This is a genomic window from Methanolapillus millepedarum, from assembly GCF_032594115.1.
In the GTDB taxonomy this organism is placed as follows: Archaea; Halobacteriota; Methanosarcinia; order Methanosarcinales; family Methanosarcinaceae; genus Methanolapillus; species Methanolapillus millepedarum.
Genome location: NZ_CP131060.1, coordinates 356,500 through 376,123, shown reverse-complemented (window position 1 = coordinate 376,123; position 19,624 = coordinate 356,500). Strand labels below are relative to the sequence as shown.

Below are 19,624 nucleotides of genomic sequence, written 5' to 3'. Positions count from 1 at the left end.
ATGATGGCAAAACCACGCAAAAAACGAAATAAATAAGAAAAAAAGAAATTAATCTCTTTTCCCGTTCACTTTTTTGCCGTCCATATTTCCTTCCAAAAGAAGAACGCGCAAGGCTTCACGGCAAGCGGCAACCGCCGGCGCGCCGGAGGTAATCGAAATCACTTCCATGGTTTCCATGATTTCTTCTTTGGTGGCGCCGTTGTGAATCGCGCTTCTCATTTGTGACATCACGCAAGATTCGCATTGTTTAGACGCGACAACGGCAAGCGCCATTAATATTTTGGTTTTGGCGGGCAAAACACCGTCATTTAAAAGCCGGCCGTCGCAATGGCCGTACCTTCTGACAAAATCTTCATCAAGAGCGACAAGTGTTTCAAGAACGTGGGGCGTAAAGCCCATTTTTTGGCCGATGCTTTCGACAACTTCTTTTCCGGATTTTTTTTCCATATTCACAATGACCACCTCATTTTTATAAAGAATGTCAAAATAAAAATACAATTTAATTTATATAAATCTATTTCATCGGTTTTTGCCGGTAACCAAATCCGGATCGCTGTGCCGATTGATGTGCCGATTGATGTGCCGATTGATGTGCCGATTGATGTGCCGATTGATGTCTCAATCCGATTCAATCAAACGCTCCGCGTTGATTGAATCGGGATGGTTTGCTTGAATTTTTAAAAAACCGGAGAATTGTTTGTCATGATTTTCCAAAAAAACGCCCACGGTTTTTGAAATCCGAACGAAAATGTGCCGCCATAACGCGCGCGTACGACGCCGTCCAAAAAGAAAAGAAAAGAGAAAAGAAAAGGAAAAAAGAAAGAAAAGTTACGGCAATTTTTCAATCTTTTTGGAACGGTCAACGAAGAATTTCGTCAAATCGGAACCCCAATTAAGGGAACGGTCGTCCATGGCCACCAGGTATTTCTGAGAGTCATAAAGACCATTTTTGTAGAACAACGAGAAGTAAAGGTACGTGTCGGTCGTCATCACGAACAAGTTCACGGAATCAATCACATAAAGCTCGTTTCCTTTGATTTTGATGAAAGATTCAAGGAGCGGCTTGTAATCTAACCGGAATTTATCGTAAACATCCTGCGTCAAAACGAACTTCGCCGGGATCTTGCGGTTGGCGGTCTCTTCAATCATTTCAAGACTGGACGGCATGAAAACGGAAATAACTCCTTGAATGGATTTGGCGGTGTCGAGCTTTTCCAAAATCAAACGGTTTTGCTCAAACACGTTTTTGGCCGGGTCTTGGAACATCACGCAGTTTTCAAGTTCGTTGAAGCGCTCCAAAAGCGAAAGCGGAATCGCGTTGGTATCGTGGTCGGTCCAAAATTCACTGGTTTCTTCCAAAACATTTAAGATTTCAACCAACGGACGGAAGTAACTTAAAACCACTTTCCCGATCGGTGTTAAGTGGTATTCGTTGTTGATTTTTTGAATCAAATCGGCTTCCAAAAGTTCTTTGATTCTCGGATAAATTTCAGGCGTCTTGACGTCGAAATAATTCTTAATTTCGATTAAAGTACGCGGTTTTTCAGCAATCAAAAAAAGCAAATCTCTTCTCTTTTCTGAAAACGTAATAAGACTTAAAAGTCCTTTTCCTTTCATTAATAAGACCTCTTCATTCTGTTTTTAAACAAGATTACATGTTCTATTACGATTCTGTTTAGATATTATTATATAAAGTATTTCATTTTAAATGAATTATTATATTTTTTGACTAACCATTATATTTTTTGAATAATTAATAGTTGAATCAATATGAAAATTATAGTAGTCGTATAAAAAAACTCATTTAATCATATAAAGTTTTCGAAATAAACTTTTGCCAAGAATGAAGTTCAGAATTGATTTAAGTCTGAAATTTAAAAATGGAATGATTCAAAAATAAGAATCAAAAGAACCAAAAGAAAAACAAAAGAAAAAAGAAAACAAAAAAAGAATTCAGCGCTTATTTTCCGGGAAAATCAATAATTTCCGCTTCTCTTGCCAATTTCTGAACCAAATCTTCCACCTTGAAATTAAATCTTTTTTCCTCATCCAAAGCCGCTGTCAATTTGGCTTTTATTTCCGGTTTTTCGGGAACTGCCGAGCACTCTTTTTCATCAGAGCTTCGAATCGAATTCTCAAACGTACCGATTTTTTGAGCAATTGTGACAATTTCCTGTTTGTCAAACGCAATCAGCGGATGGTAAAGCGGAAGGCATAGCCCGTATGTTTCCGAAAGCATATTTTCAGCGGTCTGCGACGCCACTTGTCCGAGAGAAGAACCGGAAATAATCCCGGACGCTTCATTCATTTTCATAACTTCGCCGGCGACCCGGAACATAAAACGTTTGCACATCAGGCAAATGTTTTTCTGATGGCACGTTTCCATCATGGATTTCATATATTCGCCGTTTTTGATTCGGTAAAACTTATGCTTGCGGCCGGGCACCCAAGAAAACAACGCTTCAGCGTTTAAAAGCGCTTTTTCAAGCGCAATCGGGCTCATATAAGGCGAATTATCAAAAAAAACCGGAATAATGTCAATGCCGCGCTTCATCATCAGCCACGCTGCCACCGGGGAATCAATTCCGCCCGACAGCAAAACAACCATTTTTCCTTGCGTGCCCGTCGGAAAACCGCCCGGTCCTTTAACGCTGTCGAAATAAACATAAGACCGGCTTTGCCGGATCTCGATAAATATTTCTTTGTCCGGATTTGTCAAGTCAACAGCCGGCGTTTTTCCTTGAGAAACCATTTTTTCCCAAATCGCGTCTCCGCACAAACGGGCGGCATCGTTGGATGAAAACGGGTGATTTCCGTTTCGCCGCGCACGGACCGCATATGTTTCACCGCTTTGAATTTCCGGAGCGGATACGTCCGCGCATAAAGACGTGATTTCTTCCAAAACAGACGCGCAAACGAATGCCGGCGATACGCTGACAACACCGAAAACCCGGGAAATCACGTCAGACGCAAGCGGGTGGTTTGTTTCGACAAAAATCCGCCCGAAATCCCGCCGGATATTGGAAAAGGGAATGTTGTTGGCTTTCAGCATCGCGTGAATATTCATCTTCAAAATTTCTTCATACCGGTCCCGAACGCCGCGGCTTTTTAAAGACAACTCGCCGTACCGGACAATCACGACACTTTTTTCGGGGACAGGTTCAGTCATATCCCTTGATTCAGGCGCTTTTTATATGAACTTTTCCAAGTGAGAAATTGAGAGATGAAACGAAAAAATCGTTTTTTTGCCGATGAGGATTGCAGCGAATTGGAGAAACATCGCCAAAAAGGAAACAACAGACGAATTTTTTTGAAAAATAGATTAAAATAAGTTCTTATCCTTTAAGATTTCAGTCAGGTAATTTTTGAAAACAAATGGATTGCGGGGAATGAATATGTATACGGATCTTGAAAATGAAATGATTGAAGAAATCAAGACGCATTTGTCTCAAGTCAAAGGTGTCGATTGCGTCTTTATGTTGACCGAAGAAGACAAAGCGGCTGTCGAAAAGTTGGAGGAGGCCGCAAACGGCAATGTTTTGATGGGAATGGGCGAAGGCGACAACCAAGGCGTGAAAGAAGTCTTCAAAAAAGAATGTATTCTTTGCTTTACCACCACCAAAGAATATGTCTGGCCTAAACCGCCCAATGTGATCATGATGCAAGGCGGCGAAATTGTCGGCTTTGACTGCGCGGCGGAAGATGTTTGTAAATATGAAGGCAAAGTGGACTATTTGGTGATGGGAACATTCATCATCGACAAAAGCAAAGTGCCCACTGCCAGCGGAAAACCGATTGTCATTTTACCGCCAAAACCGTATGAGCTTGACGATTCCTGTCAAATCAAAGAAGCGGTATTGGGATCGCCGTCAACGCCCAGCGACGAGTATATCCGAAAAGTCTACAATTTTGACAAATCGCCGGAGAAGGGAACATTTTTCCTTGGATTTGACTTAAGATGCGATGTTAAATGAAACAGATAACGAAAAATAAATAATGAAAAACAATAACAAATAATAAAAAACAATAACAAATAATAAAAAACAATAACAAATAATAAAAAACAATAAAAGAAAAAATATTGATCAATGAGTTTTTTGTTTTATGATTTGAGGAAATCTTATGAAATGTGACAACAGAGAAATCAGCGCCTATAATGTGACGTCTTGCGACACCGTTTATTCATCCATGGAAAACATCACGGCTCAAATCCAATCCGTAATCGGCGACATTAACCGTCCGGATGTTTGCGCCATGCTTGAGGAAATTGCGGAAACGAAAAAAAGCGGCGGCCGCATTTTTGTGGTCGGCGCCGGACGGTCCGGCTTGATGGGAAAAGCTTTTGCGATGCGCCTCATGCACATGGGATTTGACGCATTCGTGATTGGTGAAACAATTACGCCGTCCGTTAAAGAAGACGATGTTGTGATTGCGATTTCCGGGTCCGGCGGAACAGCTTCCGTTCTTCACGTCGCCAACAAGGCGAAAAGTTTGAACGCCGGAGTCATTGGAATTACATCCAAGAGCGGATCCGATCTGGGAAAAATATCAAATGTCAATGTCATTCTTCCTTCAAAATCAAGGGCGGACGCAATTGAACCAAAAGCCGGAGCCGTTAATCAAAAATCAGGACCGATGGGAACTTCCTTTGAAATTCTGACGCTCATCTTTTTAGATTCTGTTGTTGTGGAACTCATTGAGATTACGAAAGCGTCGGAAGAGGAAATGAGAAAAAGACACGCAAACACTGAATAAGAATCCGTCTCATCTTCAATTAAAATCCAAAATACGGCATCCGTCACATTCATAAATCATACATAAATCTAAAAACAAAATCTAAAGACTCATATGGGGAATAAAAATGTCAGAGAATAAATTTTCAACCGGCGTTTCCAACGTGAATATTTCCGGAATTCGCAAACTCTTTGAAGCGGCCGGTCCAAACGCCATCAATCTCGGAATCGGAGAGCCGGATTTCGACACGCCCGAAAATATCAAAAAGGCGGCGATTCAAGCGATCAACGATGGTTTTACGGGATATACCGCCGGTCTTGGAATCATTGAACTCAGAAACGCTATTTGCGACAAATTGAGCCGGGAAAACCACATCTCCGTCAAACCAAACGAAGTGATGGTAACATCCGGTGCCTCAGAAGCGCTTTATATTTCCCTTTCGGCTCTGGTCAGTCCCGGCGACGAAGTTTTAATTCCGAACCCCGGATTTTTGGCGTACAATTCTATTGTCCGCCTGCTGAACGGAAAAGACGTCAGTGTCAATTTAAAAGAAGATTTGACGCTGGACATCGACGACGTTCTCGAAAAAATCACGCCCAAAACCAAAGCCGTCATTCTCAACTCCCCCGGAAATCCGACCGGCGCTGTTTCTTCAAAATCGGACATTCGGGCGCTTTCCGAAATTGCCGACGACAAAAACATCACCATTATTTCCGACGAGGTTTACGAATATTTTATTTATGAAGGCGAACACGTCAGTCCCGCTCAGTTTTCGGACAACGTCGTCACAATCAACGCTCTTTCCAAAAGTTACGCGATGACCGGTTGGCGTGTCGGCTATTTGGCCGCCAAAGAAAATTACGTCGGACAAATCTTAAAAGTTCATCAATATCTGCAAGCGTGCGCCAACTCAATCGCTCAAAAAGCGGCTGTTGAAGCGTTGGCAGGCCCGCAAGATTCAGTCGTCCGCATGAAAAACGAATTCAAAAACCGGCGTGATGTTCTTGTCAAAGGTCTCAATGACATCGGACTTCCGTGTGTGATGCCGAAAGGCGCGTTTTACGCATTCCCGGAAATCAAAAACTGTGACAAAGCGGCGGAAACACTTCTTAAAAACGATGTTGTTGTGACGCCGGGAACAGCTTTTGGATCAAACGGAATAGACCACATTCGGATTTCATACGCAGCGTCGATGGACGATATTAAAAAAGCGTTGGCCATTATGGAAAAAGTCCTTTAAATTTTGAAAGCGAAAGGCGTAAAATCAGGTTCAAACATCTGATATTACAATATCGCCTATTTTTGTTTTTTTATTTTCTCTTTTCTCTTTCTTTTTTTATTTCCTTTTTCTTCCTTTTTTTGTTCCATTACCTTTTTATGAATTTAGATATTTTTCATAAATAATATGAACAATTATAATACAGTCATTTTAGCAATCAAAGGATGGAAATCATGTCAACGACGGAAAAACTGACAAGCGAAGAACAAGTTCTTCTTAAAAAAATGGTTTCGGGAGAAATTTCTCTTCGAAAAATCGAGGAGTTTTTGGGTAAAGACGATTCGGCAAAACTCAGGCGCGCTTTTTTGGAATCCAAAAGGGAGGTCGCTTTTGACCACGTTGGAACTTATACGTTTGATGTAGAATCGGTCGGTAAGAAAAACATTGAAAATATGATCGGTGCCGTTCAATTGCCGCTCGGCGTCGCCGGTGAAATTCAAATCATCGGCGATTACGCAAAAGGAATCTATTATCTCCCGCTGGCGACAACAGAAGGCGCGCTTGTGGCCAGCGTCAACCGCGGCTGTTCCATCATTACGAAATCCGGCGGCGCAAATGTCCGCGTGTTCAAAAATATGATGACGCGCGCTCCTGTTTTTAAGTTTGACAATTTGGATGAAACAAAAAAATTTTATGATTGGATTCTTTTGCCGGAAACGTTTGATAAAATTAAAAAAGCGGCAGATGCGACAACACGGTTTGGTGAATTTTTGGATGTTTGTCCGTTTGTCAGCGGCAACAACATCCACCTCCGTCTCGGGTTTGATACCAAAGACGCGATGGGCATGAATATGATTACCATTGCTTCCGAAGCGATTACCAAAATGATTGCCGACGAAACCGGCGTTGAATGCGTGTCTCTTTCCGGAAACATGTGTACCGACAAAAAACCGTCCGCTATCAACGCTATTCTCGGCCGCGGAAAAACCGTCATTGCCGAAGCGCGCTTGGAATCGTCCTTTATCAAAGAAACATTAAAATGCACACCGGAAGCGATGTTTGATGTCAATTACCGGAAGAATTTCCTCGGGTCCATGCGGGCCGGATCGCTCGGTTTTAACGCGCATGCCGCAAATATCGTCGCCGCCATTTTTTTAGCGTGCGGGCAAGATCCTGCCCACGTTGTCGAAGGCAGTTTGTGCGTGACGGAAATGGACATTGACAGCGATGGGAATTTAGTTTGCTCGGTGACGATGCCGGCCGTTGAAGTCGGAACCGTTGGCGGTGGAACCACCATTGCGACGCAGCAAGAATGTTTAAAACTGCTCGGTGTTGCCGGCGCCGGAAAAGTGCCGGGAGAAAACGCGTTGGCATTGTCCGAAATTGTTGCGGCGGCGGTTTTGGCCGGCGAAATTTCGCTTGTGGCCGCCCAAGCGGCCGGACATCTGGCGCGGGCGCACGCTCAGCTTGGAAGATAAAAAACGAAATAAATAAAAATAATGAAAATGAGAGCCGAAATCTTAAAAACGGCTTTTCATCTTTTTTTATTTTTATTTTTATTTTTCGATTCTTTTCAATTGTTTTATTTAAAATTTCAATTTGTTTTATTTTTCGATTTTTATCTTTTGTTGACTCTTTTTTATCGTTTCTCATTTATGGAGCCTATTTGTTTGAAAAAGTGTTAAAAAGTCATTAAAAAATAATACTCAAATTCAATATGTTTATATAGAATCCAATTTTATGACTATTTCGTAATACTTTTTTAAAAATAGTTAAGAATTTAAAACTTACAAAACGTGAATCAAAATGGTCAAAAAAGAATATTATTTGGAGGGGTTGGGATGTGCCAACTGCGCCAATAAAATTGAGTCGGCTGTTTCGAAACTTTCCGGCGTCTCTGAATCCACCGTCAACTTCATGACAGCGACATTAATCGTTGAACTGAGCGACGATTATTCGGGCGACATTCTGCCGGAAATCGAAAAAATCATCCGGTCAATCGAACCGGATACGAAAGTTTTGGAAAAAAAGAGAGGCGGCTCTTTGAAAAAGAGTCCGTCTTCTCCGAAAAGTTCTGTTTCTGTCATCAGCTTGGGCAATCCGAAAGTCTCTTCAAAAACAGAAAAAGAGGAAACCATTGCTGAAAATCTGTCCGAGAAAGACAAATCAAATGTGAAAGATACGCCGCCGGAAATGAATTATTATTCTTCAGTCTCTTCGTCTTCCCCTCCGCCTTCTTCCCGCTTCTCCCGTTTTTTTGAGTTGGTGGACAAGAAAAAATTTATTCGAATCGGCATCGGTACCGTTTTGTTTATCATCGGCATGATTCTTCATTTGTCCCATATTTGGGATGCCGCCGCTCCTGATCTCTCTCATTTTTCCTATGTGATTGAGTTCGGATTTTTTGCGGTCAGTTACATTTTGGTTGGCGGTGATGTTGTTTTAAGTGCTGTTCGAGACATTTCCAAAGGACGGGTTTTTGATGAAAACTTTTTGATGACCATCGCAACACTTGGCGCTTTTGCAATCGGCGAATTTCCGGAAGCTGTTGCGGTCATGGTTTTTTACCAAGTCGGCGAATTCTTCCAAGAGGCGGCCGTCAAAAAATCCCGAAAATCCATCACGGCACTTATGAATATTCGTCCGGAATACGCCAATTTGAAAGACAAGGATGCTGATACGTTTTCCAAAGTGTCGCCGTTTGATGTCGCTGTCGGCGACACCATTCTTGTCAAACCGGGCGAAAAGGTGCCGCTTGACGGAAAAATTATTTCCGGCGAATCTTTGGTCGATACCTCGGCGCTGACCGGCGAATCTGTTCCCAGAACCATGCGGCCGGGAGAAAACATTTTGTCCGGTTCCGTCAACCAAAATAAAGCCCTTTTGATTCGGGTTGAAAAACCCTTTGAAGACTCTACCGTTTCAAAAATTCTGGAAATGGTGGAAAACGCCGCTTCCAAAAAAGCGCCGACGGAGAAGTTTATCACCCAGTTTTCCAGATACTATACACCGTTTGTCGTCGTAGCGGCCGCTTTGATCGCGTTTATTCCGCCAATTGTTCTTGGCGCCGATTTTGACGATTGGATATACCGTGGGCTTGTGTTTTTGGTTATCTCCTGTCCCTGCGCGCTGGTCATCTCCATTCCGCTCGGCTATTTCGGCGGAATCGGCGCTGCTTCCAAAAACGGTATTCTTGTTAAGGGAAGCAACTATTTGGAAGGACTCAACCAGGTCAAAACAGTCGTTTTTGACAAAACAGGAACGCTCACCAACGGCATTTTTGAAGTTGTTCAAATCGAGGCGGAAAACGGCTTTTCAAAAGAGGAAGTTCTGTACAACAGCGCTGTTGTCGAATCTTATTCCACGCACCCGGTTGCGCTTTCAATTGAGCGGGCTTACAAAAAAATGTCCAAAGGCGCCGCTCTTGATGAAAAAATATCCGATTACACGGAGTTTTCGGGTCTCGGCGTCAAAGCAACGCTGAACGGAAAAACAATTTTGGTCGGAAACGACAAACTGATGCGGCAGGAAAATATTTCGGTTCCGGACCGTCCGGCGTTCAAGAACGCGTTTGACGCGGGCGACGTGCAAACCCATGTTTTGGTTGCCATCGGCGGTGTTTTTGCCGGACAAATCGTGATTTCGGATGCCGTCAAAGAGGACAGCAAGCAAACGGTGGCCGATTTGAAAAAATTCGGCGTGAAAGAAATCATCATGTTGACCGGCGACAAAAAGAGTGTCGGAAATGCCTGCGCGTCATATCTGGGAATCAATCGTGTTCAAAGCGAACTTTTGCCGAACCAAAAAGTGGAAATGCTTGAGGAAATTGAACAGAAGAGCCGTGAGCGAAACAAAAAAGAAAAAATTGCGTTTGTCGGCGACGGCATCAACGATGCGCCGGTTTTGGCGCGGGCCGACATCGGCGTTGCCATGGGCGGAATCGGTTCCGACGCCGCTCTTGAAGCCGCAGATGTCATTTTGATGCACGGCAAACCGTCTCAACTTGTCACCGCTCTTAAAATTTCCAAGAAAACGACAAAAATCGTGTGGCAAAATATTCTCTTCGCGTTTGCCGTCAAAGGAATCTTTTTAATTCTCGGCGCTTTCGGAATCGCCACCATGTGGGAAGCCGTTTTTGCGGATGTCGGCGTGACAATGATTGCGGTTTTAAACGCGGCCAGAATGATGCGTTTTAAAGAAGAATAAGGCCGGTTCTGTTCAGACCGGTTTTATTTCAATTTTTTGTTTTTATTTTTTGTTTTTACCTTTTTGCTTTACTTTTTTGCTTTACTTTTTTGTTTTTACTTTTTTGCTTTACTTTTTTACATTTAAATCAACGACTTCAAAAAAGCCCCAAAAACCTTCATCATCTTCCACGAATGCTTAGACAACATCAGTTTTTGAATCAAAACCGACGGATGGTCCATGTCTCCGTATTCATTGATAATCGCCAGAATTTCCGGATCGTTCAGTTCCGCAAAAATCGCGTTCATATCAGCGTCGCCCATTTTTTCACGCCGCCCGTGCGCCATCATTCCGATATCAAATTCCCGTTTAAGTTCCTTTTTCCATAACTTTTCATATTCCGACATCTTCTTTTCGGAAAAGTTATTGGAAAGGACAGCTTGTGCCGCCACTTTTCCGGCAATTTTCGCCGCCACCGCGCCCGGATAAATACCGCCGCCGGAGATGGGTTTGCATTGGCCGGCTGCGTCGCCGACGACCATAAATCCTTCCGCATATGTCTTTTTCATCGGACCGATCGGAATATTTCCGGCCGTCAGATTCATCGGCTCGGATTTTATTTTCGCCGCCACTTCCGGACGCGCCAAAAATTCCGTCAAAAATGATTTCGCATTGGCTTTTTTCTCATCATTTGAATATTTTTTGGCACAGTCACGGTCAATCGCAAGCCCGATCCGGGACGACTTGTCCGACATCGGAATCGTCCACGCGAAAAATCCGGGGGCAACGCTGCCGACAAAAACTTCCACAAAATCAGAGTCCATCGATTCATATTCGGCATCCACTTGAATGCCGGACAACAATTTTTCACAGGGGAGAAGTCCCGCCCAGCCGGCTGCGCGGCCGTTGGCGCCGTCGGCGGCAATAATTATTTTTGAAAACATCTTTTGGGTAACACCGCTGCTTGCCACCGTTAAAATCCAACCGTCCTGTTCTTCAAATTCGGCGTCAATGACATCCTTTTTTTGGGCAGGAGCGTTGCTTTTCGGAGTCATCATTTCTAAATTATCCGCACTTTTCAGATTATCCTTTGAATCCGAGACGGCTGTCCTCTTTTTGGGATCAGCTCCCCGCTTCATTCCGATTGCCTTTGTTTTCAGGCGGATTTCAACGCCCGACTTTTCAGCCATTTCCGCCAGTTTTTGATCAAAAGCGGATCTTGAAACAACATAAGCCATCGTCTCTTTTCCTTTGATTTGCATACGAACGCCTGAAGGCGGATAAACATCCGCGCCAATCACGGAATTTAAAACAAAGGAATCATCCGGCTCGACTTCCGATTCCCTTAAAGCGGCAACGCTTAGCAAACCGGCGCATTGAACCGGAATTCCGACCTGAGAATTTTCCTCAATCATCAAAACCCGGGACACGCCGTTTAATTTAGCGTAACGCGCGGCCGTTGAGCCGATCGGGCCGCCGCCAATGACGATCACGTCAAAACATTCCGGCTCGTTTTCGCATTCCATGTCCAAAAAACAATCCTCCAAAAAAAGGTTCAATTTTAATTTTAAATTAAATCTCGCGGCTGCTTTTGTTCCGGAAGATACGGAAGCGGCATGGTGTTGACCAAAAGCGGGCTTTTCACATATTTGGCGCGTTCCAGCAACAATTCCCGGCCTTTTTGTGTCACCGCAATCAACGGAACCGATGTTCCGACTTGAAGAAGCGGTTTTATTGTCCGCAAATATTTGGACGCGCAAAGCGTAATGATGTCCGAAAATTGAGCGATTTTTTCGGATTCGGCGCAGGAAAGTCCGGTCGTGTGAACCGCGATAATCATGAAATAAACGGGATAATCATCTTGAAGCTGTCGAATTCGTTCAGCTGTTTTGGCATCCGCCACCGTCACCGCGATTTTTTTAAATCCGAGTTCCGCTGCTTTTTGAGCACCAAGATATGGATCGATTGTCGCCGTTTTCTCATCCAAAACAAGGCCGTCCCGGTCTTTAATTTTTTGAATAATTTCGGGAATCGGTTCGGTATAGACAAGCCCGGACATTCGGGCGCCCATTCCTTGAACCAAGGATGGATTGGCCGTAATCACCGTTCCGGCGCCGTCACAAACACTCACAGACGCGTCAATAATCCCGTGCAGAAGTCCCGACATCATGGTTTCGGACGCGCCAAAGCCGACAAAATCCTCAAAACCATCCAGTTGACGTTTGGGCGTAAAAAATCCGAATGTCTGAATCCGAAACTCCATATTCTTTTTCACTTCGTCCGGATTGATTTCAATAATTCCGCGCGCCTTTTCAAAAAGAGGACACCAAGTTACTTCCGGAGCCGACACATCGACGACCATGCCGTCTTCAACGACAACGCGCGTTTTTCCAACCATTTCCATCACATGACGCATAAATTCCACTCAAACAACATAGGTTTTCGGTTATAAAAAGCTCACGTCAAAAACTAAAAATTTGTGACAGTTTGGTCTGTCGGATATTTTGAATATTATTGGAACATTTTGCGATAGGAACGGCTATATACAAATATTTCAGTTAAATAAATGTTATTTACTTTTTGAAATGCCAACAACAAATTTTATACCCAATGATGAATTTCTAAAAAAAGAGTGATAAAATGAACTATTCCGAACGCATTCTGACTCTCCCGCCGTATCTTTTCGCCTCCATTGACGAAGCCAAAAAAGCCATGATTGATAAAGGAGTTGACGTGATCGACCTCGGCGTCGGCGACCCGGACCGTCCGACTCCGCCGCATATTGTTGAATCGATGGTCAACGCCGTCCGAGACCCGAAAAATCACCAATACCCGTCCTATGTCGGTCTTCCGGAATTCCGCGCTGCCGTTGCCGAATGGATGAAAAAGACCCGGAATGTAACAATTGACCCGAAAACTCAAGTTTTGACGCTTCTCGGCTCCAAAGAAGGTGTGGCTCACGTCCCGTTCGCGTTTATTAACCCGGGAGATGTGGTTCTCTGTCCGAACCCGGGATATCCGGTCTACACCATCGGCACGAAATTCGCATGCGGTGTCCCGTATGAAATGCCGCTTCTCTCCAAAAACAATTTCCTGCCGGACTACGACGCGATTCCGAAAGACATTCTCAAAAAGGCGAAATTGCTGTTCATCAACTATCCGAACAATCCGACCGGTGCCGTTGCCGATAAAGCGTTTTTTGAAAAAACCGTGAAGTTCGCCAAGGAAAATAATTTGGTTGTGGTTCATGACAACGCCTATTCGGAAATGGTGTACGATGACTATAAAGCGCCGAGCTTTTTAGAAGTTCCGGGCGCCATGGATGTCGGAATTGAACTTTACTCAATGTCAAAAACATACAACATGACCGGCTGGCGTCTCGGCTTTGCGGTCGGCAATAAGGATTTAATCGCAGCGTTTGGAAAAGTAAAATCCAACATTGACTCCGGTGTTTTTGATGCCGTCCAACGCGCCGGAATTACCGCTCTCACATCGTCCCAGCAATGCGTTGCGGATATGAATGCTGTTTATACGGAACGGCGAAACGCGCTCATTACCGGTTTGAAATCCATCGGCCTTGACGTGAAACCACAAAAAGCAACGTTTTATGTATGGGCGCCGGTTCCGAAAGGCTATGATTCCATGGGATTTGCGAAACTTCTGCTGGAAGAAGCCGGCATTGTCGCAACGCCCGGCGTCGGTTTTGGAAAAAGCGGCGAAGGCTTTGTTCGGTTTGCGCTCACGAAAGAAGTCAACCGCATTAACGAAGCAGTCGAACGCATGAAAAAGATCAAATCCAAAATTTGATGATAAAGGGTGAATGAGACGAAACAATCTTTTCATTCATTTGATTCTTTTTCTTATTATTTTTCTTATTATTTTCATTTTTTATTATTCATGTTTTGTTTTTGGTGATATATTTGATCAAGACGCATTTTGAAATCAAGGAAACGATTGTCACCATTTTGGCGGATTCCGATCTTTTTATTGAGATCGCCAAAAAGGAACTGGCTGCCGGCCGCTTTATTGTTGAAAATTATATTGCGGAAAATCCTTTTTTTGAAGTGACGCTTGAAGCTTATGAACCGGACCCTTCGGCTCATCCGCTCATTTGCCGGATGATTGATGCCGCCAACACTTTTGGTATCGGCCCGATGAGTACGGTTGCCGGCGTAATCGCTGAAGCTGCCGTTTTGAAAATGAAAGAAGCCGGCGCGACAGTCGCTGTTATTGATAACGGCGGCGACATCGCGCTTTACAACGCCGGAACAAAACCGCTTGTCATCGGCATTTACGCCGGAAAATCCAATGTTCGGAACTTGGGATTTTCAATTGAGCCGAGTTCTGAAATCCTTGGTATTTGCACATCATCGGGAACAGTCGGGCATTCCATCAGTTTCGGAATTTCCGACGCTGCCATCATTTTCTCAAAAAATGTCGCTTTATCGGATGCCGCCGCAACGGCTCTTGGAAACGCGCTCAAAGAACAGGGAAAAGAAAATATTGAAAAAGCTCTTGACGTTGTTAAAGTTCCCGAAATCGACGGCGCCGTTTTAATTGAAGGAAATGACATCGGCATTTGGGGAAAAGTTCCGAAAATCGTGAAAGCGAACGTGAATTATGATTTGATTACGAAGGGCGAATAAAAGCCGGCATCTTTTTGAAATATTTAAAACACATGATTGAGACGCAAGCACCAAATCGACAAAAACCAACCCTTAGTTTTTTATGTTTTCAAAACTTTAATTCTTTATCTTTTATTGATTTTATTAAATATTTTAAATGTTGGGTTTTTATTTTATAATCAAACTCGGCGGGGATAATTTTGCTTGAAAATTTAGTTGATTCGTTATTAAATGTCTTTTCAAACGTTGTCAACGTTATTTATGACAATATCGGAACTGTCATTTACATTTTAGTCCTCTTGCTCTTAACGGCTCTTGTTGCCCGTTTTGTGAATAATCGATTTGTCAAATATTCCAATAGAATCGAAAACAACATGAAAATGGACATCACCCGCTTTACGATGCTCCGCCATGTCACAATCGGCTGCATTTATTTGGCCGGAATTATCCTGATTCTTTATACGATTCCATCTCTGCGTTCACTTTCATCAACGCTTCTTCTCAGCGCCGGCGTGATTGGAATTGTTATTGGTATTGCCGCCCAAGACACTTTCGGAAATATCATTTCAGGAATCGCGCTGACCTTTTTCCAACCGCTCCGGGTCGGAGACTTGGTGACGACCGACAATGTTTACGGCGAAGTGATTGATGTCAATCTCCGGCAAACCACGATCAAAACGCCCGACAACCGCCTTGTGATTATTCCCAACTCGGTTTTGAACAAAGCCACCGTCACCAACTGGACGCTGAACGACCGAAGTGTCCGCTGGCCGGTGGTCGTTCAAGTCTCATATGAGTCCGACATTGATATTGCTCGGCAAATTATGATGGAAGAAGCCCGGAAAAACAAGTATGTCATGTCGCCGGAACTCGTCTTTCGAATGCATCCGGATGTTACCGACGATGTGCGCGTCCGAATGACCGGACTTGACAGTTCCGGAATTAACTTGTCGCTTGATTTTTGGGTGGCTGACCGCGACGACGCTTACTCGGCCGAATGCGCCATTCGGGAAGGCATCAAAAAAAGGTTTGACAATGAACAACGTGTGACAATTCCGTACCCGCACATGATGATTATCGAAGACGATACAGAATGCATGCGGCGATTCAAAAAACCCGAAAAAACAGAAGCTGGCGCGGAAAAGCAAAAAGTGAAAAATTAAATTTTCACTTTTTCTTTCATTTTTTGGTCCTTCTTTTGGCGGGCGGCCTGCGCGCGCGTTACAGCAACACATTTTAAAAAAAGGAACAAAAGGAGGAGACGTTTTTCATCTCATTCTTTTATTTCATCCCATTTTTACATTTTCATATTGATTGACCAACTCTAATTTATTCAGTTTTAATCGATATATTTAAACTTTATATACTATGACACGTATTAACATAGCATGCTTTGGGCTTCCAAACTGCATTATTATCTCATATAACATAAAATTCAACATCAAATCAAATTTGTTTTTATTTTGATTTTAAGAAGGATTTATTTCATGACATACTGGGACTCTCATATTGAAACAATGAACCGGAAGGAGATGAACGAACTTCAATTAAAGCGGCTCCAAAATTCCGCGAAAACGGTTTATCAAAACGTTCCCTTTTACAAGAAAAAGTTTGATGAATTGGGCGTCAAACCGGAAGACATCAAGTCGCTTTCCGACATTTCAAAATTGCCGCAAACCACCAAATACGATTTTACGGACAATTACCCGTACGGTCTTTTCGCGGCGCCGATGGAAGACATTATTCGTATTCATTCATCTTCGGGAACATCCGGAAAACCAAAAGTTGTCGGCTACACCTAGAACGACATTGATATTTGGGCGGACCTTCTCGCTCGGAATTTCTCCATGGTCGGCATCACCAAACACGATATTTTTCAAAATTCAGTGAACTACGGACTTTTTACCGGCGGACTTGGCATTCACAACGGAATTGAACGCCTCGGCGCCACCGCTGTTCCGGCCGGCACCGGAAATACGCTCCGGCAACTGGAAATGATGATTGATTTTGGCGTCACCGCTATTCACTGCACACCATCTTACGCCCTTTATTTGGCGGAAACGGCGGTTGAAAATGATTTGGTGGATAAATTAAAGCTCAAAACCGGCTGTCTCGGCGCGGAAGCTTGGTCGGACAACATGAGAAAAAATATTGAGGAAATGCTCAACATCAAAGCGTATGACTCTTACGGTCTTTCCGAAATGTTCGGTCCCGGCATTGCGTTTGAATGCCCCGAACAAAACGGTATGCACATTTGGGATGACCACTTCTTTGTGGAAGTGCTCGACAAAAACGGCGAACAAGTTTCTGAAGGCGAAAAAGGAGAATTAGTTCTCACGTCGTTGACAAAAGAAGGCCTCATCAGCATCCGGTACCGGACCGGCGATATGACCCGTCTGCTGGAATCTGAATGCGAATGCGGACGCCACTCCACCCGGATTTCCCGATTGATCGGACGTGCCGACGACATGATTACCGTGCGCGGCATCAACGTTTATCCGACGCAAATTCAAGATGTGATTTCCAAAATTCCGGAAGTGACGAACCAATTCCAAATTGTTCTTACCCGGAACAGTAAAAAGTTGGATGAAATGACCGTTCAAGTGGAAATTGAAAAAGATGCCTTTACAGACGATTTGCTGAAATTGGAACGCATTCAAAAGAACGTGGTTGCTCAATTAATGAATGTGCTCAACGTTCGAACCAATGTTGAACTCCTGGAATTCGGAAGCATTGAGAGAACAGGCGGCAAATCCAAGAGAATTATTGATAAAAGAGAAGCAATTTAACGATTTTTATTTCTCTTTTTTTACTTTTTTCCTCATTTTTCTTTTTGTTTTTTCCTCATTTTTCTTTTTGTTTTTTTCCTTTCTACGTTTTTTTTCTCTCTGTTCTTTTTCTTTTTGATCGAATTAAAAATAATTTTATCTAAAAATTTTAAAAAATATATAATTAAAAAATAAATTTAAAAAGTGTTTTATACTTTACGGTTTTCATTACTTTTGCTCCCTAAAATAATTTATTGATATCATGAGGGAGTAAAATGACACTAACAGATGAAGAAGCCAACCATTTAATAAAAATGGATAAAATGTATGTCGGAAATAAAGTTTACCCATTTCCGGAACGTTTAAGTATTCCTTTGTGTTCCACAGACCGGAAAGTCGAATTTATATTGGACATTGCCGCTGGCAATGTAAAATTATCAAAAAGTAAATTTCAAAACCGTGTTTATAAAAACATCGTTTTAATGCGAATTGATTTGGATGGAAATCCGCACCGAAATCCGAATGGAGAAATCATTCCATGTCCGCATCTTCATTGCTATAAAGAAGGATGTGTTGACAGATGGGCAACACCGCTGCCGAAAATATTTACCGGCCCAAGCGACCCGTTTAAAACACTTCAAGAATTCATGAACCACTGCCATATCATTTTGAAACCGGAATTTGAAAACGAATTTGAGAAATAAATATGAAAAAATAACGAATAATAAAAAATGAGCAAATAAACCATTGAGAGGGGAATACAATGCAAATTGATGAAGCCGGCCGATTGTCTGAGAAACATGCCCGCTGGATTTTGGAACAAACAACTTTTCGAGAAATCAGCGGCTGCATTGAAATAACAACACCTTTTTTAGACAGGCATAATGACTGTCTTCGTTTGTATGTTCAAAAAGAGAACGGCGGCTACATTCTCACGGATTGCGGTGAGATTATTCAAGATTTGGAAGATTGCGGATATTTTTTGGACACACCCAAACGAAAAGAGTCGTTAAATAATGTTTTAAACGGTTTTAACGTTCGAATGGAAGGAAACAGAATATATTCACAAGCAACGGATGAGAATTATCCGCTTGTATACAACAACATGATTCAAGCGCTGATTTCCATTGACGATTTATTTCAAACATCGTATTCCATGCTTCCATACGCTGAAAATTTATTTTATAACGATGTTTCCGAATGGTTGTCTTCTCACAAAATAAGATACAGTCCACATATTAAATTGTCCGGAAAAACCGGATATAACCACGAATTTCATTTTTTGATTCCAAAATCCGAAAACTTGCCGGAGCGGTTTATTCAGACACTTGCTCAGCCTCAAAAAGAAAAAATTGAAAAGCTGATTTGGCAATGGGAAGATTCAAAAGCCGGCCGGCCGGAAAATGTTCTTCTCTATACAATTCTTAATGACAAAACATCCATTTCCAAATCATTGGTTTCCGCTTTGAAAAATTATGATATTCAACCGCTTCTTTGGTCTTGTCGGGAAAAAACAGTTTCGGAATTGGCAGGTTGATCATTTTGTACATACAAAAAAGAACTAAAAACAAAACAATGAAACAATTAAAATAAACAAAAAAGGAACAATAATGGAAAAACAGCAAGAAAAAAGGTATACCTTTTTTTTAACAGTTCATCCGAAAATCAGACGTACATGATCAATTGCCCTTCTTCCGTATATTGAAGAAGCATGTCAGTCAATTCTTTTGTTGTAATGATTTCGGTTCCCGGAATCATTTCATCCGGCGTCATTCCGATAATAGACGCCGCCAATTCGCAACATTTTATTTTGACCCCCAAATCCAAACACTCCTGAACTTTTGCGTCATAATTTTGAGTGCCGACTTTATTTTTCTTTGTCAAAATCGCGCCCATCGGCCCCCATGCGAGAATTGTTGTTTCAAGCCCCCTTTTCCTGTAACAACGCGCAAACCGAAGAGCATGCTGAGGCGCCGTACTCTCGTACACCATATCTTTGAGTAATAATAGAACTTTTGTCACTTTGGCCATAACTCTTTAAACCTCAAATAATCCGCTTAAAATGATTATTCATTGAAAAACGAAACAGTGTC

General features: G+C 42.7%; 16 protein-coding genes and 1 pseudogene. 11 read left to right on the top strand and 6 right to left on the bottom strand.

Annotated elements, in window-relative coordinates:
• Positions 1–48: 48 nt before the first annotated feature.
• The 3 genes from MsAc7_RS01875 to thiI form a co-directional block, all read right to left on the bottom strand.
• Positions 49–447 (bottom strand): carboxymuconolactone decarboxylase family protein, encoded by a 399-nt coding sequence (locus tag MsAc7_RS01875; protein ID WP_338103447.1) that lies wholly within the window; start codon positions 445–447, stop codon positions 49–51.
• 381 nt (positions 448–828) lie between these two features.
• The gene (locus tag MsAc7_RS01870) at positions 829–1,617 is read right to left on the bottom strand and encodes a helix-turn-helix transcriptional regulator (protein WP_338102910.1); all 789 of its coding nucleotides are present in this window, start codon (positions 1,615–1,617) and stop codon (positions 829–831) included.
• Between the two features lie 343 nt (positions 1,618–1,960).
• Positions 1,961–3,169: a tRNA uracil 4-sulfurtransferase ThiI gene (gene thiI, locus MsAc7_RS01865; RefSeq protein ID WP_338102909.1), complete on the bottom strand. Its 1,209-nt coding sequence runs from the start codon at positions 3,167–3,169 to the stop codon at positions 1,961–1,963.
• 226 nt (positions 3,170–3,395) lie between these two features.
• Here thiI and MsAc7_RS01860 point away from each other — a divergent pair, with 226 nt between their 5' ends.
• The 5 genes from MsAc7_RS01860 to MsAc7_RS01840 all read left to right on the top strand — a co-directional run bounded on the left by MsAc7_RS01860 (position 3,396) and on the right by MsAc7_RS01840 (position 10,159).
• Positions 3,396–3,974 (top strand): hypothetical protein, encoded by a 579-nt coding sequence (locus tag MsAc7_RS01860; RefSeq protein ID WP_338102908.1) that lies wholly within the window; start codon positions 3,396–3,398, stop codon positions 3,972–3,974.
• 148 nt (positions 3,975–4,122) lie between these two features.
• Entirely contained in the window at positions 4,123–4,755 is a 633-nt protein-coding gene (gene hxlB / locus MsAc7_RS01855; RefSeq protein WP_338102907.1) for a 6-phospho-3-hexuloisomerase, read from the top strand.
• 106 nt (positions 4,756–4,861) lie between these two features.
• On the top strand, positions 4,862–5,974 hold the full coding sequence (locus MsAc7_RS01850) for a pyridoxal phosphate-dependent aminotransferase (RefSeq protein ID WP_338102906.1): 1,113 nt from the start codon (positions 4,862–4,864) through the stop codon (positions 5,972–5,974).
• A 212-nt stretch (positions 5,975–6,186) separates the two neighbouring features.
• Entirely contained in the window at positions 6,187–7,431 is a 1,245-nt protein-coding gene (gene hmgA / locus MsAc7_RS01845) for a hydroxymethylglutaryl-CoA reductase (NADPH) (RefSeq protein ID WP_338102905.1), read from the top strand.
• A gap of 328 nt (positions 7,432–7,759) precedes the next feature.
• The gene (locus tag MsAc7_RS01840) at positions 7,760–10,159 is read left to right on the top strand and encodes a heavy metal translocating P-type ATPase (protein WP_338102904.1); all 2,400 of its coding nucleotides are present in this window, start codon (positions 7,760–7,762) and stop codon (positions 10,157–10,159) included.
• A 122-nt stretch (positions 10,160–10,281) separates the two neighbouring features.
• Here the strand turns inward: MsAc7_RS01840 and MsAc7_RS01835 are convergent, their stop codons facing one another.
• Both MsAc7_RS01835 and MsAc7_RS01830 read right to left on the bottom strand, forming a co-directional pair.
• Positions 10,282–11,664 (bottom strand): geranylgeranyl reductase family protein, encoded by a 1,383-nt coding sequence (locus MsAc7_RS01835; RefSeq protein WP_338103446.1) that lies wholly within the window; start codon positions 11,662–11,664, stop codon positions 10,282–10,284.
• Positions 11,665–11,705: 41 nt separating this feature from the next.
• On the bottom strand, positions 11,706–12,554 hold the full coding sequence (locus MsAc7_RS01830) for a methanogenesis marker 8 protein (protein ID WP_338102903.1): 849 nt from the start codon (positions 12,552–12,554) through the stop codon (positions 11,706–11,708).
• A gap of 224 nt (positions 12,555–12,778) precedes the next feature.
• Between MsAc7_RS01830 and MsAc7_RS01825 the strand changes: the two genes are divergently transcribed.
• The 6 genes and pseudogenes from MsAc7_RS01825 to MsAc7_RS01800 all read left to right on the top strand — a co-directional run bounded on the left by MsAc7_RS01825 (position 12,779) and on the right by MsAc7_RS01800 (position 19,068).
• Positions 12,779–13,945: an LL-diaminopimelate aminotransferase gene (locus MsAc7_RS01825; protein ID WP_338102902.1), complete on the top strand. Its 1,167-nt coding sequence runs from the start codon at positions 12,779–12,781 to the stop codon at positions 13,943–13,945.
• Positions 13,946–14,061: 116 nt separating this feature from the next.
• A complete protein-coding gene (locus tag MsAc7_RS01820; protein ID WP_338103445.1) occupies positions 14,062–14,784 on the top strand; it encodes a UPF0280 family protein in 723 nt (240 codons plus the stop codon).
• 179 nt (positions 14,785–14,963) lie between these two features.
• On the top strand, positions 14,964–15,926 hold the full coding sequence (locus tag MsAc7_RS01815) for a mechanosensitive ion channel family protein (RefSeq protein WP_338102901.1): 963 nt from the start codon (positions 14,964–14,966) through the stop codon (positions 15,924–15,926).
• 324 nt (positions 15,927–16,250) lie between these two features.
• Positions 16,251–17,552 (top strand): annotated as a pseudogene (locus MsAc7_RS01810) (phenylacetate--CoA ligase family protein).
• 254 nt (positions 17,553–17,806) lie between these two features.
• Positions 17,807–18,235 carry a DUF6978 family protein gene (locus MsAc7_RS01805; RefSeq protein WP_338102900.1) on the top strand — a complete coding sequence of 143 codons (429 nt, stop codon included), beginning with the start codon at positions 17,807–17,809 and terminating at the stop codon, positions 18,233–18,235.
• Positions 18,236–18,294: 59 nt separating this feature from the next.
• Positions 18,295–19,068 (top strand): DUF1829 domain-containing protein, encoded by a 774-nt coding sequence (locus MsAc7_RS01800; RefSeq protein WP_338102899.1) that lies wholly within the window; start codon positions 18,295–18,297, stop codon positions 19,066–19,068.
• Between the two features lie 128 nt (positions 19,069–19,196).
• Here the strand turns inward: MsAc7_RS01800 and MsAc7_RS01795 are convergent, their stop codons facing one another.
• Entirely contained in the window at positions 19,197–19,562 is a 366-nt protein-coding gene (locus MsAc7_RS01795) for a DsrE family protein (RefSeq protein WP_338102897.1), read from the bottom strand.
• Between the last annotated feature and the right edge of the window lie 62 nt (positions 19,563–19,624).

Bases quoted from the DNA above. Each gene is read 5' to 3' on its own strand.
- MsAc7_RS01875 (WP_338103447.1), bottom strand. From the start codon at position 447: ATGGAAAAAAAATCCGGAAAAGAAGTTGTCGAAAGCATCGGCCAAAAA.
- MsAc7_RS01870 (WP_338102910.1), bottom strand. From the start codon at position 1,617: ATGAAAGGAAAAGGACTTTTAAGTCTTATTACGTTTTCAGAAAAGAGA.
- thiI (WP_338102909.1), bottom strand. From the start codon at position 3,169: ATGACTGAACCTGTCCCCGAAAAAAGTGTCGTGATTGTCCGGTACGGC.
- MsAc7_RS01860 (WP_338102908.1), top strand. From the start codon at position 3,396: ATGTATACGGATCTTGAAAATGAAATGATTGAAGAAATCAAGACGCAT.
- hxlB (WP_338102907.1), top strand. From the start codon at position 4,123: ATGAAATGTGACAACAGAGAAATCAGCGCCTATAATGTGACGTCTTGC.
- MsAc7_RS01850 (WP_338102906.1), top strand. From the start codon at position 4,862: ATGTCAGAGAATAAATTTTCAACCGGCGTTTCCAACGTGAATATTTCC.
- hmgA (WP_338102905.1), top strand. From the start codon at position 6,187: ATGTCAACGACGGAAAAACTGACAAGCGAAGAACAAGTTCTTCTTAAA.
- MsAc7_RS01840 (WP_338102904.1), top strand. From the start codon at position 7,760: ATGGTCAAAAAAGAATATTATTTGGAGGGGTTGGGATGTGCCAACTGC.
- MsAc7_RS01835 (WP_338103446.1), bottom strand. From the start codon at position 11,664: ATGGAATGCGAAAACGAGCCGGAATGTTTTGACGTGATCGTCATTGGC.
- MsAc7_RS01830 (WP_338102903.1), bottom strand. From the start codon at position 12,554: ATGCGTCATGTGATGGAAATGGTTGGAAAAACGCGCGTTGTCGTTGAA.
- MsAc7_RS01825 (WP_338102902.1), top strand. From the start codon at position 12,779: ATGAACTATTCCGAACGCATTCTGACTCTCCCGCCGTATCTTTTCGCC.
- MsAc7_RS01805 (WP_338102900.1), top strand. From the start codon at position 17,807: ATGACACTAACAGATGAAGAAGCCAACCATTTAATAAAAATGGATAAA.
- MsAc7_RS01800 (WP_338102899.1), top strand. From the start codon at position 18,295: ATGCAAATTGATGAAGCCGGCCGATTGTCTGAGAAACATGCCCGCTGG.
- MsAc7_RS01795 (WP_338102897.1), bottom strand. From the start codon at position 19,562: ATGGCCAAAGTGACAAAAGTTCTATTATTACTCAAAGATATGGTGTAC.